This window comes from Streptomyces sp. NPDC006332, assembly GCF_040612855.1.
GTDB lineage: Bacteria > Actinomycetota > Actinomycetes > Streptomycetales > Streptomycetaceae > Streptomyces.
Window position 1 is genome coordinate 97,145 of record NZ_JBEXRA010000025.1, and the last position, 16,851, is coordinate 113,995.

At 71.3% G+C, this 16,851-nt stretch carries 12 protein-coding genes; all 12 read left to right on the forward strand.

The genetic code is table 11. The annotated features are described in order from the left end of the window. The first annotated feature begins 317 nt into the window (after window positions 1–317). Window positions 318–1,412 carry a mechanosensitive ion channel family protein gene (locus tag ABZ027_RS23045; protein ID WP_356771209.1) on the forward strand — a complete coding sequence of 365 codons (1,095 nt, stop codon included), beginning with the start codon at window positions 318–320 and terminating at the stop codon, window positions 1,410–1,412. Between the two features lie 243 nt (window positions 1,413–1,655). After that, window positions 1,656–2,867 (forward strand): ROK family transcriptional regulator, encoded by a 1,212-nt coding sequence (locus ABZ027_RS23050; RefSeq protein WP_356771211.1) that lies wholly within the window; start codon window positions 1,656–1,658, stop codon window positions 2,865–2,867. Between the two features lie 61 nt (window positions 2,868–2,928). After that, a complete protein-coding gene (locus ABZ027_RS23055) occupies window positions 2,929–4,272 on the forward strand; it encodes an ABC transporter substrate-binding protein (RefSeq protein WP_356771213.1) in 1,344 nt (447 codons plus the stop codon). 2 nt (window positions 4,273–4,274) lie between these two features. Then, window positions 4,275–5,240 (forward strand): sugar ABC transporter permease, encoded by a 966-nt coding sequence (locus tag ABZ027_RS23060; RefSeq protein WP_356771215.1) that lies wholly within the window; start codon window positions 4,275–4,277, stop codon window positions 5,238–5,240. 1 nt (window position 5,241) lies between these two features. Further along, window positions 5,242–6,135 (forward strand): carbohydrate ABC transporter permease, encoded by an 894-nt coding sequence (locus tag ABZ027_RS23065; protein ID WP_356771217.1) that lies wholly within the window; start codon window positions 5,242–5,244, stop codon window positions 6,133–6,135. 114 nt (window positions 6,136–6,249) lie between these two features. Beyond that, a complete protein-coding gene (locus ABZ027_RS23070) occupies window positions 6,250–7,515 on the forward strand; it encodes a 6-phospho-beta-glucosidase (RefSeq protein WP_356771219.1) in 1,266 nt (421 codons plus the stop codon). Further along, window positions 7,506–8,477 (forward strand): BadF/BadG/BcrA/BcrD ATPase family protein, encoded by a 972-nt coding sequence (locus ABZ027_RS23075; RefSeq protein WP_356771221.1) that lies wholly within the window; start codon window positions 7,506–7,508, stop codon window positions 8,475–8,477. Before ABZ027_RS23070 ends, ABZ027_RS23075 begins: the two co-directional genes overlap by 10 nt. A gap of 443 nt (window positions 8,478–8,920) precedes the next feature. Then, window positions 8,921–10,405 (forward strand): hypothetical protein, encoded by a 1,485-nt coding sequence (locus ABZ027_RS23080; protein WP_356771223.1) that lies wholly within the window; start codon window positions 8,921–8,923, stop codon window positions 10,403–10,405. A gap of 14 nt (window positions 10,406–10,419) precedes the next feature. Further along, the gene (locus ABZ027_RS23085; RefSeq protein WP_356771225.1) at window positions 10,420–11,478 is read left to right on the forward strand and encodes a glutamate ABC transporter substrate-binding protein; all 1,059 of its coding nucleotides are present in this window, start codon (window positions 10,420–10,422) and stop codon (window positions 11,476–11,478) included. 45 nt (window positions 11,479–11,523) lie between these two features. Beyond that, the gene (locus tag ABZ027_RS23090) at window positions 11,524–12,855 is read left to right on the forward strand and encodes a hypothetical protein (RefSeq protein WP_356771227.1); all 1,332 of its coding nucleotides are present in this window, start codon (window positions 11,524–11,526) and stop codon (window positions 12,853–12,855) included. Then, window positions 12,852–15,458 carry a tetratricopeptide repeat protein gene (locus ABZ027_RS23095; protein WP_356771229.1) on the forward strand — a complete coding sequence of 869 codons (2,607 nt, stop codon included), beginning with the start codon at window positions 12,852–12,854 and terminating at the stop codon, window positions 15,456–15,458. The genes ABZ027_RS23090 and ABZ027_RS23095 overlap by 4 nt, the downstream gene beginning before the upstream one ends. Further along, the gene (locus tag ABZ027_RS23100; protein ID WP_356771231.1) at window positions 15,459–16,817 is read left to right on the forward strand and encodes a PP2C family serine/threonine-protein phosphatase; all 1,359 of its coding nucleotides are present in this window, start codon (window positions 15,459–15,461) and stop codon (window positions 16,815–16,817) included. It begins immediately after the preceding gene. Window positions 16,818–16,851 lie beyond the last annotated feature (34 nt).

Below are 16,851 nucleotides of genomic sequence, written 5' to 3' on the forward strand. Positions count from 1 at the left end.
TCGCGCCGGGACGATTCGTTAGTCAGTCTCCCCTCATGCCTGGTGGAAGCGCCACCATGTCCCGGTAACGGGCTGGGAGTGTTTTCGACCACATCTGGTACATCCCCAGAATCACGAGCGGTTCATCCCACCTGTTCATCCCCAGGTGGGCGCGTTCTCTCCCCCGAACATCGCAACGATCCACACACGATGCCCCGATAGTGTGGTGGGTCTGCCCCACCGGTGACCTTTTCGTGACCTTGAACACGACGTACGACCAGGACGTACGACCCTGACCGCGACCGGAGGGGCGGACCGCCGCACTGGAGGTAGCTGCCGTGTCCTTGTCCGCCGTCCTACTGGCCGCCGGTCCGTCGCCGACCCCCTCCGGGACGCCGACCGCTCCGGCGGTGCCGTCTCTCCAGGACGCCCAGGAGAGCGCGACGAACGCCGCCAGCTGGGTCCAGCAGAACTGGTCCACATGGCTGGCGATCGGGCTGAGGGTCCTGCTGATCCTGGTGATAGCGGCGGTGCTGCGCGCCGCGGTTCGGCGGGCCATCACCAAGCTGATAGACCGGATGAACCGCGCGGTGAACCCGGTCGACGGCAGCGCGCTCGGCGGCCTGCTGGTGAACGTGGAGCGCCGCCGCCAGCGTTCCCAGGCGATCGGTTCGGTGCTGCGTTCGGTGGCCAGCTTCCTGATCCTGGGGACCGCGGCGCTGATGATCCTCAGCGCCTTCGAGATCAACCTCGCCCCGCTGCTGGCGTCCGCCGGTGTGGCCGGTGTGGCGATCGGTTTCGGCGCCCGGAACCTGGTGACGGACTTCCTCTCCGGCGTCTTCATGATCCTGGAGGACCAGTACGGCGTCGGCGACACCATCGACGCGGGGGTCGCCTCCGGCGAGGTCATCGAGGTCGGCCTGCGGGTGACGAAGCTGCGCGGCGACAACGGCGAGATCTGGTACGTCCGCAACGGCGAGGTCAAGCGCATCGGCAACCTGTCCCAGGGCTGGGCGACGGCCGGGGTGGATGTGACCGTCCGCCCGAACGAGGACCTGGACAAGGTGCGGCGGACCCTCAACGAGGTCAGCGAGAAGATGAGCAAGGAAGAGCCCTGGAACGAGCTCCTGTGGGGCCCGATCGAGGTCCTCGGCCTGGACAGCGTCCTGCTCGACTCGATGGTGGTGCGCGTCTCCGCCAAGACCATGCCGGGCAAGGCCCTCACCGTCGAGCGCGAGCTGCGCTGGCGCATCAAGCGGGCCTTCGACGCGGCGGACATCCCGATCGTGGGCGGCGCGGCCGTCGCGACCCAGGACGAGGCGGCCGCCGACCCTACGGCCGCGGTGGCGGCCCCCTCGGTGTACGCCAACACGGCGTCTCCGCAGGCGGAGGCGGCTTCCCCGATCGTCCAGCCGAGGCCGACCCCCAAGTAACCGAAGTAGCCGGAGGAACCGAAACCGGGGGTACGACACGCCCCCGCAGGTAACGCTCACGCACAGCCGCCGCCCCCGCAGGTAACGACTCCGTTGCCGCGGGGGCTCTCTCTTGACGACTCCTCGACACCGGGCCTATGGTCCAGGCCATCAGATAGGAAACCTTCCTAACAGTCATCGCCGGATGGACTTCCCGGCTCGATCACTGGGAAGCTGTACGGCCGAGAGGCAGGTGTCGACCCCATGGCAGGAATCGCCGGTACGCCGGGCACCCCGCGCGTCCTGCGCGCCATGAACGACCGTGCCGCGCTGGACCTGCTGCTGGAGCACGGGCCGCTGTCCCGCACCCGGATCGGCAAGCTCACCGGCCTGTCCAAGCCGACCGCCTCCCAGCTGCTGGCCCGACTGGAGTCCTCGGGGCTGGTCCTGGCGACCGGCACCACCGAGGGCCGCCCGGGCCCCGGCGCCCAGCTCTACGAGGTCAACCCGGCCGCCGCGTACGCCGCCGGACTCGACGTCACCCCGGAGCGCATCCTGGCCGCCGTCGCCGACGTCACCGGCCGGACGGTGGGCACGCACGAACTGCTCACCCCCGGCAGGCGGTCGGCGAAGTCCGTCGTCCAGCAGGTCACCGACGCCCTCGACGGCGCGGTCAAGGCGGCCGGGCTCGCCCGCGACGACCTGCACCGCCTCGTCATCGGCACCCCCGGCGCCTTCGACCCGGGCACCGGCCGGCTGCGCTACGCCTCCCACCTCCCCGGCTGGCACTCCCCCACGCTGCTCGACGAACTGGCCGCGGCGCTGCCGATGCCGGTCGAGTACGAGAACGACGTCAACCTCGTCGCCGTCGCCGAGCAGCGGCTCGGTGCGGCGCGCGGGTACGGCGACTTCGTACTGCTCTGGAGCGAGGGCGGCCTCGGTGCCGCCCTGGTCCTCGGCGGGCGGCTGCACCGGGGCTGGACCGGCGGCGCCGGCGAGGTCGGTTTCCTGCCGGTGCCGGGAACCCCCCTGGTCCGCCAGGTGGCCAAGGCCAACAGCGGCGGCTACCAGGAACTGGCCGGCTCGCAGGCGATCCCCCGGCTGGCCCGTGAACTCGGCGTCCAGGACATCCCCTCGGGCCCTTACCCCGAGGTCGCCGCCGCTCTCGTGACCCGTGCCGCGGCGGCCGACGACGACCTCCACCGGCGTCTGCTGCAGACCTACGCGACGAACCTCGCCACCGGTCTGGCCTCGCTCGTCTCCGTCCTCGACCCCGAACTCGTCGTCCTCAGCGGCGCCTCGCTCACCTCGGGCGGGGAGCCACTGCGCGCCCTCGTCCAGGCCGAACTGGAGGAGCTGGCCGCACCCCGGCCCCGGCTCGTCGTGGGCGACGTCCGTGAACACCCCGTACTGCGCGGCGCGCTGGAGAGCGCGCTCGCGACGACCCGCGACGAGGTCTTCGACACCTCGCGCTGAACCGCGTCACCCCCTCGCACCACCCACCATCACCTCGCCCTGGCCCTAGGGAGATCCCGTCATGCCCACAACCATCCCCTCGGTCGCCCGAAATGCGGCCTTCGCCCTCACCGCGTCCCTCGCTCTCCTCACCACGGCCTGCACGGGCCAGTCCGCGTCCTCGGCCTCCGACGACGCCTCCAAGGACACGACCATCACCTTCTGGCACGCCTGGAGCGCGCCGAACGAGGTGAAGGGCGTGAAGGCACTGATCGCCGGCTTCGAGAAGGCCCACCCCAACATTCATGTGAACGTCGTTGGCAACATGACCGACGACAAGATCAACCAGGCACTGCGCGCGGGCGGCAGCAAGGCGCCCGACGTGATCTCGTCGTTCACCACCAACGGCGTCGGGAAGTTCTGCTCCTCGGGCGCGCTGGTCGACCTCAACCCGCTCTTCAAGAAGTCGAACATCGACCCGGCGACCACCTTCCCGAAGGCGATGGGCGAGTACACCCAGTTCGACGGCAACCGCTGCGCCGCCCCGCTGCTGGGCGACGCCTACGGCCTCTACTACAACAAGACCGCGTTCAAGAAGGCCGGCATCGCCGCCCCGCCGAAGACCTGGTCCGAGTTCGAGTCCGACGCCAAGAAGCTGACGATCACTCAGGGCGACACGTACAAGCAGCTCGGCTTCATGCCGGACTACCACGGCTGGGAGACCACGACCGAGCACTACATGGGCCAGTTCTCCCCGACGTACTTCGACAAGAGCGGCAAGTCGACGATCGCCACCGACCCGGCCGTCACCGACGCCTTCACCCTCCAGAAGAAGCTGGTCGACGACCTCGGCGGCTTCAAGAAGCTGGAGAAGTTCCGTTCCGGCCTCGGTGACGAGTGGGGTCCGAAGCACCCCTTCCAGACCGGCCAGGTCGCCATGCAGCTCGACGGCGAGTGGCGCCTGGGCATGGCCATGGACGCCAAGCCCGACTTCGAGATCGGCGTCGCCCCGCTGCCCGTCCCGGACGACCAGGCCGACCAGTACGGCAAGGGCTACATCACCGGCACCATCGCGGGCATCGCCGCCACCAGCCAGAAGCAGAACGCGGCCTGGGAGCTGCTGAAGTACATCACCACGGACACGGACGCGGTGGTCGGCTTCTCCAACGCCATCCACAACGTCCCCTCCACCCTCGCGGCCCTGAAGTCCCCGAAGCTGACGTACGACCCGCGCTTCAAGACCTTCCTCGACATCGCCGCGAACCCGCACTCCACCACCTCCCCGGCCTCCGTCAACGGCGGCGTCTACCTCACCACCATCCAGGAGCTCGGCTACGACTACGAGAGCGGCAAGGTGACCGACCTCAAGGCCGGTCTGAAGAAGGCCGCCGCGCAGATCGACACGGACATCGCGCAGGCGAAGTAGTCATGGCCCTCCACACCTCGCGGGCGACGCGGCCCCCCGGCCTCGTCGCGAAACAGCGGAAACAGGCGCTGCGCACTCTCGCCTTCCTCTCGCCCTGGCTGATCGGGTTCACGGTGTTCTTCGCGTACCCGATGCTCTCGACGGTGTACTTCTCGTTCATGCACTACGACGGCTTCAAGCCGCCGACCTGGAGCGGGACGAAGAACTGGACGTACGTCTTCGAGCACTACCCCTTCTTCTGGCCCGCGCTGCGCAACACGCTGTGGCTGGTGGTCGTCATGGTGACCCTCCGTGTCCTGTTCGGGCTCGGGATCGGCATGCTCATCACAAAGATCAAGACGGGTACGGGCGTCTTCCGCACCCTCTTCTACCTGCCCTACCTCGCCCCACCGGTGGCCGCGACCATGGCGTTCGCGTTCCTCCTCAACCCCGGCACGGGGCCGGTCAACTCCATACTGGAGAAGATCGGCATCCCGGCACCGGGCTGGTTCAACGACCCCACCTGGTCCAAGCCGGCGCTCACCCTGCTCGCCCTGTGGGGCGTCGGCGACCTGATGGTGATCTTCATGGCCGCGCTGCTCGACGTACCGAGGGAGCAGTACGAGGCGGCCGAGCTGGACGGCGCGTCGGCGTGGCAACGGTTCCGGTACGTCACGCTGCCGAACATCTCGCCGATCATCATGTTCGCCGTCGTCACCGGCGTCATCGCGGCGATGCAGTACTACACCCAGCCACTGGTCGCCGGGAAGGTCGCCTCGGGCGTGATCCAGGGCGCGGGCACCATGTTCCAGCCCGGCTACCCCGAGCACTCCACGCTCACCCTCCCCCAACTCGTCTACAACCTCGGCTTCCAGCGCTTCGACTACGGCTCCGCCTGTGTCGTCGCCCTGGTCCTGTTCGCCCTGTCCATGGCGTTCACCGCGCTGTTGATGCGGCGCCGGGGCGGCCTCATCCAGGCAGGTGACTGACATGACCCAAGTACTGGACCGTCCCGTGGAGGTGCGGGCGCCCGCCTCGCCCGCCGAGCGCACGGCCCGCCGCAAGGCGCTCCTGGAGTGGATCGCGGTCCACTCCCTGGGCGTCGCGGCCGCGCTCTTCTTCACCCTGCCCTTCGTGTTTGTCTTCCTGACCTCGCTGATGAGCGACTCGCAGGCACTCAGCCGGGACCTGATCCCGCACACCTGGGAATGGGCGAACTACCGCAAGGTCTTCGACACCCCCGGCTTCCTCACCTGGTGGAAGAACACCCTGATCTACGCCGGACTGGGCACGGTCCTGACCGTCGTCTCCTCGGTCCCCGTGGCGTACGCGCTGGCCAAGTTCCGCTTCCGGGGCCGCAATCTGACGCTCATGCTGGTGATCTCGATGATGATGCTGCCCCCGCAGGTGGTCGTCATCCCGATGTACCTGTTCTGGGCCAAGCAGCTGGACCTGTCCGGCACACTGTGGCCGATGATCATTCCGCTGGCGTTCGGCGACGCGTTCTCGATCTTCCTGCTGCGCCAGTTCCTGATGACCATCCCCAACGAGTACGTGGACGCGGCCAAGGTGGACGGCTGCGGTGACCTGCGGACCCTGCTGAAGGTCATCCTCCCGATGGCGAAGCCCGGCATCGCGGCCATCGCCCTCTTCCAGTTCTTCAACGCCTGGAACGACTACTTCGGCCCGCAGATCTACGCCTCGGAGAACCCGGGCGCGTGGACCCTGTCCTACGGCCTGGAGTCGTTCAAGGGCGCCCACCACACCGACTGGAACCTCACCATGGCCGCGACCGTGCTGGTCCTGGCCCCCGTGCTCCTCGTGTTCTTCTTCGCCCAGAAGGCGTTCGTCGAAGGCGTCACTCTTACCGGCGTAAAGGGTTGATCCTGCTATGCAGCAGTTCCCCGGGGGCCCCTCCCCTCAATTGCCGCCGCGCGGCGGGCCGGACCCCCGGCCGATGAACACCGTCCCCACCGCCCCGAAGCGAGGCACCTCTCAGTGAAACTCACCGTGGTCGGCGGAGGATCGACCTACACCCCCGAACTCATCGACGGTTTCGCCCGGTTGCGAGACACCCTGCCCATAGCGGAACTGGTACTCGTCGACCCCGCCGCCGAACGGCTGGAACTGGTCGGCGGGCTGGCCCGGCGCATCTTCGCCAAGCAGGGGCACCCGGGGCGGATCGTCACGACCGACGACCTGGACAAGGGCGTCGAGGGCGCCGACGCCGTCCTGCTCCAACTGCGCGTCGGCGGCCAGGCCGCGCGTCAGCAGGACGAGACCTGGCCGCTGGAGTGCGGCTGCGTCGGCCAGGAGACGACCGGCGCGGGCGGCCTCGCCAAGGCGCTGCGCACGGTCCCGGTGGTCCTGGACATCGCCGAACGCGTCCGCCGCACCAACCCGGACGCCTGGATCATCGACTTCACCAACCCGGTCGGCATCGTCACCCGGGCCCTGCTCCAGGCCGACCACAAGGCGGTCGGCCTGTGCAACGTGGCGATCGGCTTCCAGCGGAAGTTCGCGGGCATGCTCGGCGTGGCGCCCGCCGACGTCCACCTCGACCACGTGGGCCTCAACCACCTCACCTGGGAGACGGGCGTGCGCCTCGGAGGCCCCGAGGGCGAGGACGTCCTGCCCAAGCTCCTCACCGCCCACGGCACGGACATCGCCGCGGACCTGCGCCTCCCCCGGCCCCTCCTGGACCGTCTGGGCGTGGTCCCGTCGTACTACCTGCGCTACTACTACGCGCACGACGAGGTGGTACGGGAGCTGCGCACCAAGCCGTCCCGGGCGGCGGAAGTCGCCGCCATGGAGCGGGAGTTGCTGGACCTGTACGCGGACCCGGCGCTCGACGAGAAGCCGGAGCTGCTGGCCAGGCGCGGCGGCGCCTTCTACTCGGAGGCGGCCGTGGACCTGACCGCGTCCCTGCTCGGCAGGGGCGGCAGCACCTATCAGGTGGTGAACGCGTACAACCGGGGCACCCTGCCCTTCCTGCCGGACGACGCGGTGATCGAGGTGCAGGCGGCGGTGGGCCCCAAGGGGCCGGCCCCGCTGCCCGTGCCGTCCGTGGACCCGCTGTACGCGGGCCTGATGGCGAGCGTGACGACGTACGAGGACCTGGCCCTGCGAGCCGCCCTGCACGGCGGTCGCGACCGGGTCTTCCGGGCCCTGCTCGCCCACCCGCTCGTCGGCCAGTACGCGTACGCCGAATCCCTCACCGACCAGCTGATCGCACACAACCGGGAGCACCTCGCGTGGGCCTGACCGCAAGCGTCCTCGCCGTCGACGCGGGCAACAGCAAGACCGACGTCGCGGTCGTGGCGGCCGACGGAACCGTCCTCGCCACGGCCCGCGGCGGGGCGTTCCGGCCGCCGGCGGTGGGCGTGGAGACGGCGGTGGACAAGGTCGCGGACGCGGTGACGCGGGCGTTCGCCGCGGCGGGCGTCGAGTCGGCCGACCATGTCTCCGCCTGCCTCGCCAACGCCGACTTCCCCGTGGAGGAGGAGCAGCTGACGGTCGCGCTGCAGGCGCGCGCGTGGGGCGCGAGCACGGAGGTCCGCAACGACACGTTCGCGGTGCTGCGCGCGGGCGTCACCGAGCCACGCGGGGTCGCCGTCGTCTGCGGCGCGGGCATCAACTGCGTCGGCATGCGCCCCGACGGCCGCACCGCCCGTTTCCCCGCGCTCGGCCGCATCTCCGGCGACTGGGGCGGCGGCTGGGGCCTGGCGGAGGAGGCCCTGTGGCACGCCTCCCGCGCGGAGGACGGCCGCGGCGCCCCCACGACGCTGGCGCGCACCCTCCCCGCCCACTTCGGCCTCCCCTCCATGTACGCCCTCGTCGAGGCCCTGCACCTGGAACACGTCGAACCCGTCCGACAGCACGAACTGACCCCGGTGCTGTTCGCCACCGCGGCCGACGGCGACCCGATCGCCCGGTCCATCGTCGACCGGCTGGCCGAGGAGGTGGTCACCATGGCCACGGTGGCCCTGGACCGGCTCGACCTGCTGGAGGAGGAGACCCCGGTCCTGCTGGGCGGAGGCGTCCTGGCCGCCCGTCACCCCCAGCTCGACGACGCCGTACGGGACCTGCTGGCATCCCGGGCCCCCAAGGCGGTCCCCCGCGTGGTGACCGCGCCCCCGGTACTGGGAGCGGCCCTACTGGGACTGGACCGAGCACAGGCACGGAAGGAGGCCCACGAGCGCCTGCGGGCCCACTTCGTCACCTGAGTCCCAGGCCGACGGCGCTCCTGAGACACAGCCCAGCTCCCCCAAGCCCCCGGTGCTCTTGGGGCACAGCCCAGCTCCCCCAGGCCCACGGCGCTCCTGGGACACAGCCCAGCTCCCCCAAGCCCACCGCGCTCCTGGGACACAGCCCAGCTCCCCCAGCCCGTCCGGCGTTTGAGGACGAGGCCCTTCAGGCCGACGGGGGGTCTGGGGGCACAGCCCCCAGGGACCGCGACCACAACGCACCCGCACACACCCCCCACCCGGCAGGGAACCGAACACATTCCCAGGGCGTATACATGGGCAAGGGGTGGTGAAGGGGGCGCGTCAAGCCGCCGGCAGGCATTCCGCACTGCGATCCGATCAAGATCCAGCCAAGGCCGATGCGGATGTCAGTCCCGCCAGCGATACTTGCGGCGACGGATGACCATGGGGGAGGTCAAACAGTGACACACCCGCCGAAGAGCAGCGCGGCGCCACCACCGGCACCGGGCGTACCCACCGTGCCCGCGATGCCTGCGCAGCCGGGGCCGCCGGGCCGACCGGACCAGTACACCCGCCCCGCCCCCCAGGGCGCCCCCGGCCGCCCGCTACCCCCCGCGCCCCCGCCGCAGGCACGCCGTACCGCGTTCGCCGAGGGAGCCGACCGCCTGCGCGCCGCGGCCACCACGGAGCCGGGCCGGCTGCGCGTCATCGGCGCCCTCCTCGCGCTCCTGGTCGTGGCCTTCGGCGCCGTCACCGCCTGGCAGACGGCCGACCGGTCGGCCGCCGCCGACGACGTCCTCAACAACAGCCAGCCGCTCAGCTCGGCCGCGGCCGACATCTACCGCTCCCTCGCCGACGCCAACACCACCGCCTCCAGCGGCTTCCTGGCCGGTGGCCAGGAGACGGCGGCTTCCCGTGAGCGGTACGAGAAGGACATAGACAACGCTGCCGAGGGCCTCGTCGAGGCCGCCGCCAACTCCGACCCCGGCTCCCCCGCGGCGGCGACCGTGGCCGATCTGAACCGGCTGCTGCCCGAGTACAAGGGCCTGGTGGAGCGCGCCCGGACGTACAACCGGCAGGGCTTCCCGGTCGGCGGCGCGTATCTGCGGTACGCCAACGAGAAGATGCAGAAGGAGATGCTCCCGAAGGCCGAGGATCTCTACACCAAGGAGAACCAGCGGCTGCGCGCCGACTACGCGGACGCCACGCCCTACCCGTGGGCGGCGATCGGCCTGGGCGTCCTCGCGCTGACCGGCCTCGCCTGGGCCCAGCACCGCAACTACCGGCGTACCAACCGGGTGTTGAACCACGGCCTGGTCGCCGCCACCGCGACCGCCACGGTGGTCCTGCTCTGGCTGGTCGTCGGCCACAGCGTCGCGCGCGCGGAGCTCGACGCCTCCTACGACGACGGTGTCCGCTCGCTGAACGTGCTGCACGACGCCCGGATCGCCTCCCTCAAGGCCCGCGGCAACGAGAACCTGACGCTGGTGGCGCGCGGCGCCGAGACCAAGAAGGTGGGCGACGAGAGCGTCGACGCCTACGACTACGACTTCAAGACCAACATGGCCACCCTCGGCAAGGGCCTCACCGAGGCGGAGAAGCTCGCCGACGACACGAGGGGCGAGCAGCCGGTCACCAAGGCCGTCGGCAACATGGCGGAGTGGAAGAAGCGCCACACCGCCGCCCGCGCGAACGACGAGAACGGCAACTACGCGGCCGCGCTGGCGGGGGTGATCGGCGCCCAGGGAGCGACCGGTGAGTGCTTCGACAGCGTCGACGCCAACCTCGCCAAGGCGATCGACCACGAGACGGCCCAGTTCGAGCAGGCGGCCGGTGACGGTCTGGACGCGATGACGGGGCTGTCGGTGGGCGCCGCCGTCCTCGCGGTCCTGGGTGCCGCCGGCGCGGTGCTGGGCATCGGGCGCAGGCTTTCGGAGTACCGGTGAAAGGGGGCGTGACGATGCAAGGACGACGACTGCGGGCCCGCCTGAGGGGCTGGGGCGGCGTGGGGGCGATGGCTGTCGTGTGCGCCGTCGCACTGGTCTTCGCGCTGCTGCTGCCGCTGGCCGAGCCGCGTGACGGCTCCGTCGGCACCGGCGGGTCGGGCCTCGCCCGGGTCACCCAGGCCAAGGCCGAAGACGGCTGCCCCACACCGGCGATGCGCGAAGCGCCGGAGAAGCAGACCCTGTCCCCGTCGGGCGCGGACGGCAGCACCATCGAGGCGATCAAGAACCGTACCGGCGAGAAGCGCAAGCTGATCGTCGGTGTCGACCAGAACAGCTACCGCTGGGGTTACCGCGACCCCAACAGCGGCGGCACCGGCGACCTGGAGGGCTTCGACATCGACCTGGTCCACCGGATCGCCAAGGACATCCTCGGCGACGAGAACGACGTCCAGTTCAAGGCCATCCCCACCGACCAGCGCATCCCCGCCATCCGGGACGGCCGCGTCGACATGGTCGTCCGCACCATGACCATCAACTGCGCCCGCCTGGCCGACGTCGCCTTCTCCGCCCCCTACTTCGAGACCGGCCAGCAGGTCCTCGCCCCCAAGTCCTCGCCGATCACCGGGTACGACGAGTCGCTCGCGAAGAAGAAGATCTGCACCGCGACCGGCTCCACCGCCAACACCAAGCTGACCGACGACCAGCAGGAGCACAAGCTCGTCTCCTCGGCGGACCTGAGGACCACCGTGCCCAACCAACTCGACTGTCTGGTCAGGCTCCAGCTCGGTGAGGTCGACGCGGTGGTCACCGACGGCGCGCTGGCCGCGAGCCAGGCCGCGCAGGACCCCACGGTCGAGCTGAAGGGCGACCCCTTCACCGTCGAGTACTACGGGGTGGCGATGAAGAAGGACGCCGACGACCTGGTACGCCGGGTCAACCAGATACTGGTGGACTACCGCCAGGACAAGACGAACGGCTGGCAGGCTTCGTACGACAGGTGGCTGTCGGCGACACTGGGCAAGGACTCCTCCACCTCCGAGCCGCCACCACCGCAGTACCTGCGCAAGGGTTGACGCATCATCAGCACTGTCGGAACACAACGCAGCGAGGGGTGATCGATGGGCGTCACGGACCCCGCCGGGCCGGTGATGGACCGGGACGAGGTGGACCGTGCGCTGGCTCGGCTCGGCGCGGAGCACGAGGCGATCGAGACCTCGCTCCTCGCCCTGCAGGACCACGCGGGCCGCAGACTCCTGGAGGGCGCCGACCTCACCGGTGTCACCAAGGAGCGCTGGACGGGCGCGGAGGCGTCGATCACGCTGCTGTGGGCGTACTTCGACGCGTACACGGACGCGTTGCGTACCGGCCGCGAGATCCGCTCCCGGCGCCGCTGGTCCAGCCGCGAGGACCTGGTGGAGCTGACCGAGCTGCTGCGCGGCGAGGCCGTCACCGTCGCCGGTTCCGCCACCGCGACCGCCAACGCGCCCACGCTGCACGGCGGCCCGGGCAAACTCAGCGAGCGTTTCTCGCTGGTCACGCTCGTGGAGCGGATGAACGAGTTGTACGCGTCCTCGCTCGACATGGTCGTCACCGCCGACACCGTCTGGTCGGCGCTGCCCGCCCGGATCGATCTGCTGGCCGCGGAACTCCAGCGCACCCGCCGGCTCGCCCACTCGGTCGGCGTGCGCCCGGGCGAGCACCCGGCCGGCGACGACCTGGAGCGGATCACCCGCACGCTGACCCGGCTGCGCGAGCAGGTGATCTCGGACCCGCTGGCGTTCTGGGTACCGGCGCAGGGCAGTTCGGCCCCCGGCGGCGGCAGACCGGACACCACGGTCTACGACCGGGAGGCGCGCGCCCTGGAGGACGTACGCCGGGAGATCGACGCCGTGCTCACGGTCCGGCAGGACGCCGAGGCCCGGCTGATGAGACTGCGGGACGTGCTCTCCCGCGCGGACCGCACCCTCGCCGAGGCGCGTACCGCGCGCGGGGAGGTCCTGGCGAAGATCGCGGCCACCGAGGTACCGGTGGTCAGCGGCCCGCCGACCGCGTTGCAGGAGCAGCTGTCGACCGCCGCCGAGTACCGCAGACACGCCCAGTGGAACCGCCTGTCCCCGCTCCTGGAATCCCTGGAACAGAAGGCGGAGGACGAACTGCTGCGCGCTCGTGAGTCGTTGACCGCGGTCACCCAGCCCCTGGCGGTCCGCGCGGAACTGCGCGGCCGCCTCGACGCGTACAAGGCGAAGGTCGCCCGGCACGGCCTCGCGGAGGACCCGTTCCTGGTGGAGCGGTACGACGCGGCGCGCCGCATGCTGTGGAGCGCGCCCTGCGACCTGCGCGTCGCCGAACAAGCCGTCCTGCGCTACCAGCGGGCGGCCGCCGAACTGCTCGGCGCACCACGGGTGCCCGGTCAGGACGGATCCGAGGACCGTAGGGGGGAGCCGTCATGAGTCAGGCGGAGCAGAGCCGAGCGGAGCAGCGTCAAGCCGAGCAGAGCCAGGCACAGCAGAGCCGGGCGGAGCCGAGTGAGGCGGAGGGGAGCCGGACCCCGCGGGCCTGTCAGCGGCCCGGCTGCGGCGGGGCGTACGAGGATGTCGGCGGTGGCGAGCTGTACTGCGACACCTGCGGTCTCGCCCCCGTCGTGTCGGCGACCGGCATGGTCGGCTCGCCGCCCACCGGGATCACCGTCGGCGCCCGGGGCTCCCGGGGGACGTCGGGCAGCAGTTCCCGCTCCAGCAGCCGCAGTTCGCGTACGTCCTCACACTCGTCGAAGTCCCGGCGCTCGGTGTCGGGGCGGCTGTCACGGTCCGTGTCGGGCAAGTCCACGGGCCGCTCGGTGTCGGTGCGCAGCTCCGGTTCGAGCACGGGCTCGTCCAGCCGCGGGCGGCTCGGCGCGGGACTGGTCGAGGTGCCGGGTGTGCCGCGGCCCGATCCGCGCGCGATGGTGCTGGACAACCCCGAGGTGCCCGAGCGCAAGCGGTTCTGCTCGCGCTCGGACTGCGGGGCACCGGTGGGGCGGGCCCGCGGGGACCGGCCGGGGCGCACCGAGGGTTTCTGCACCAAGTGCGGCCACCCGTACTCGTTCGTCCCGAAGCTGAAGACCGGCGACGTCGTACACGGGCAGTACGAGGTGGTGGGCTGTCTGGCGCACGGCGGCCTGGGCTGGGTCTACCTCGCCGTGGACCGCGCGGTGTCGGACCGCTGGGTGGTCCTCAAGGGCCTCCTCGACACCGGCGACCAGGACGCGATGGCGGCGGCGATCTCCGAGCGGCGCTTCCTCGCGGAGATCGAGCACGCCAACATCGTCCGGATCTACAACTTCGTCGAGCACCTCGACCAGCGCACCGGCTCGCTGGACGGGTACATCGTCATGGAGTACGTCGGCGGCAAGTCCCTCAAGGAGATCGCCAACGCCCGCCGCGGCCCGACCGGCAGGCGGGACCCGCTGCCGGTGGAGCAGGGGTGCGCGTACGGCATCGAGGCCCTGGAGGCGCTGGGCCACCTGCACAGCCGCAACCTGCTGTACTGCGACTTCAAGGTCGACAACGCGATCCAGACCGAGGACCAGCTCAAGCTGATCGACATGGGCGCGGTGCGCAGGATGGACGACGACGAGTCGGCCATCTACGGCACGGTCGGCTACCAGGCGCCGGAGGTCGCGGAGGTCGGCCCGTCCGTGGCGTCCGACCTGTACACGGTCGCGCGTACGCTGGCCGTCCTCACCTTCGACTTCCAGGGCTACACGAACGTCTTCGTGGACTCCCTGCCGGACCCGGACAACATCGAGGTCTTCCGCCAGTACGAGTCCTTCTACCGTCTGCTGGTCCGGGCCACCGACCCCGACCCGGCCCGACGGTTCGCCTCCGCCCAGGAGATGTCGGAACAGCTGACGGGTGTGCTGCGGGAGGTCGTGTCGCTGCAGACGGGCCGGGCCCGGCCCGCGCTGTCGACCCTGTTCGGGCCCGAAGTCCGCGTCACCGACACGGTGTTGTTCCCCAAGCTGGACGGCGAGGTGTCCCGGTTGGGGTCGCGGGCGACGCGCCCCGCCCGCGCCTCCGCTGCTGCCGGTTCCCTCCTCCCCGCCTCCACCGGCGCCGCTCCCGGCCTGGTCAGGACGGTCGACGCCGCCGCCGCGGGACTCGCGTTGCCCGTCCCGCACGTCGACCCCGGCGACCCGAACGCCGGGTTCCTGGCCGGGCTGATGACGACCGCTCCGGCCGAGCTGCTCGGGGCGCTCGCCGCCGCGCCCGCCCCGTCGACCGAGACCCGGCTCAGGCAGATCCGCGCCTGGCTGGAGAACGGCGACACGTACACCGCGCACGAGGCCCTGCTGCGCCTGGAGGGGGAGCGGCCCGACGACTGGCGGGTGGTCTGGTACCGGGGCGTGGCCGCCCTGGTGACCGGCGACCAGGAGGCGGCCGCGCTCGCCTTCGACGCGATCTACGACGCCTTCCCGGGCGAAATGGCCCCCAAGCTGGCGCTGGGGCTGTGCGCGGAGGTGCTGGGCCAGTTGGACAACGCCGCCGAGTACTACCGGCTGGTCTGGGCGACCGACCCGAGCTATGTGAGCGCCGCCTTCGGCCTGGCCCGCGTCCAGCTCGCGACCGGGGACCGTCGTAGCGCCGTGAGAACGCTGGAATCGGTACCGGAATCGTCCATCCACTACACCGCCGCTCGCGTGGCGGCCGTACGGGCGAGGCTGCGACAACGCACCGCGGCCGCTTCCGACGTACCCTTCCTGGACGATCTGACCGCGGCCGCCGGTCAGGTCGAAGCCCTGGACGCGTACGGTCTGGATCCGGCCCGGCGTGAGCAGTTGTCGGCGGAAGTCCTCGGCTGCGCGCTGGACTGGATACTCTCCGGTGGCCAGGGTTCCGTGCCGCCCGGGGCCGCCGGGGGACGGATGCTGCTCGGCAGCGGCCTGGACGAGCGAGGCCTGCGTTTCGGCCTGGAACGTTCGTACCGCACGCTGGCCCGGCTGGCGTCGGGCGGCGAGGAGAGGATCGACCTGGTGGAACGTGCCAACCGTTACCGCCCCCGGACATGGGTGTAGTTGATGTCGCAGATGCCCCAACTGTCCGCCTGCCCGAGCTGCGAGGAACCCCTCGACTCGGGTGACCGTTTCTGCGGTGCGTGCGGATACGACCTGTCCGCCGTGCCCGCACGGCCGGACGACAACCCGACCATCGCCATGAACGGCGGCGCGCCACCCCCGCCGGGCGGCGTCGCCGGCGTGCCCTGGCCCGCGGCCCCCGAGGCCGGCGGCGCGGGGTCACCCGCCCCGGCGCACCTGCCGACGGATCTCCCGGGCACCGACTCGGGCGGCGGCGCCCTGCCCACGGTGCCGCCCCAGCCGCCGCTCACCGGTTCCCCGGTGCCTCCGGCGTCCCCGGCCACGGGGGGTGTCCGCTTCGACCATCCGGCGGAGCCCGACGACTACCCGCTCCAGGCACCGGACCCGCGGGTCACGCCGGGTGTCCCCACCCCGGCCGAGGGCACCCAGGTGTGTGTGGCCTGCCGGGCGGGCCGTGTCGACAGCGACGGCTACTGCGAGAACTGCGGGCACGCCCAGCCGCGCGAACGCGACCACATGGAGCAGGAGTACGGTCCGGTCGCCGCCGTCAGCGACCGGGGCCGGCGCCACCACCGCAACGAGGACGCGTTCGGCCTCGGGTACGCCACGCTGCCCGACGGTTCGCCCGCGGTGCTGGCGGTCGTCTGCGACGGCGTGTCCTCCGCGACCCGCCCCGACGACGCCTCCATGGCCGCGTCCCGGGTGGCGAGCGAGGCGCTGCTGGCGGCCCTGCCGCGCGGCACGCACCCGCAGCAGGCCATGCACGACGCGATCGTCGCCGCCTCCGGCGCGGTCAACTCGCTGGCCGACGAGCCCGCCACGGCACGCGAGCACGCGCCGCACCAGAACGCCCCCGCCTGCACCCTGGTCGGCGCGGTGGTGACATCCGGTCTGCTGATCGTCGGCTGGGTCGGAGACAGCCGCGCCTACTGGGTGCCGGTGGACCGCAGCGCTCCCCCGGCCCGGCTCACCGAGGACGACTCGTGGGCGGCGCAGATGGTCGCCGCGGGCCTGATGAACGAGGCGGAGGCGTACGCCGACGAGCGCGCCCACGCGATCACCGGCTGGCTCGGCGCGGACGCGTACGAACTGGAGCCGCACACCGCCTCCTTCAAGCCGGACCGGCCGGGAGTGGTCGTGGTGTGCACGGACGGCCTGTGGAACTACGCGGAGGCGGCCGAGGAGATGGCGGAGGTGCTGCCGCTGGACGCGGCGGTACGCCCCCTGCACAGCGCCCGGGTCCTGGTCGGTCACGCCCTGGACGGCGGGGGCCACGACAACGTAACAGTGGCCGTCCTGCCGTTCCCCGCCCCGCCGCAGGGGGCAGGATCGGCCTGAGGGGTCGCGTACGCCTCGCGCAGCAACGGGGAAG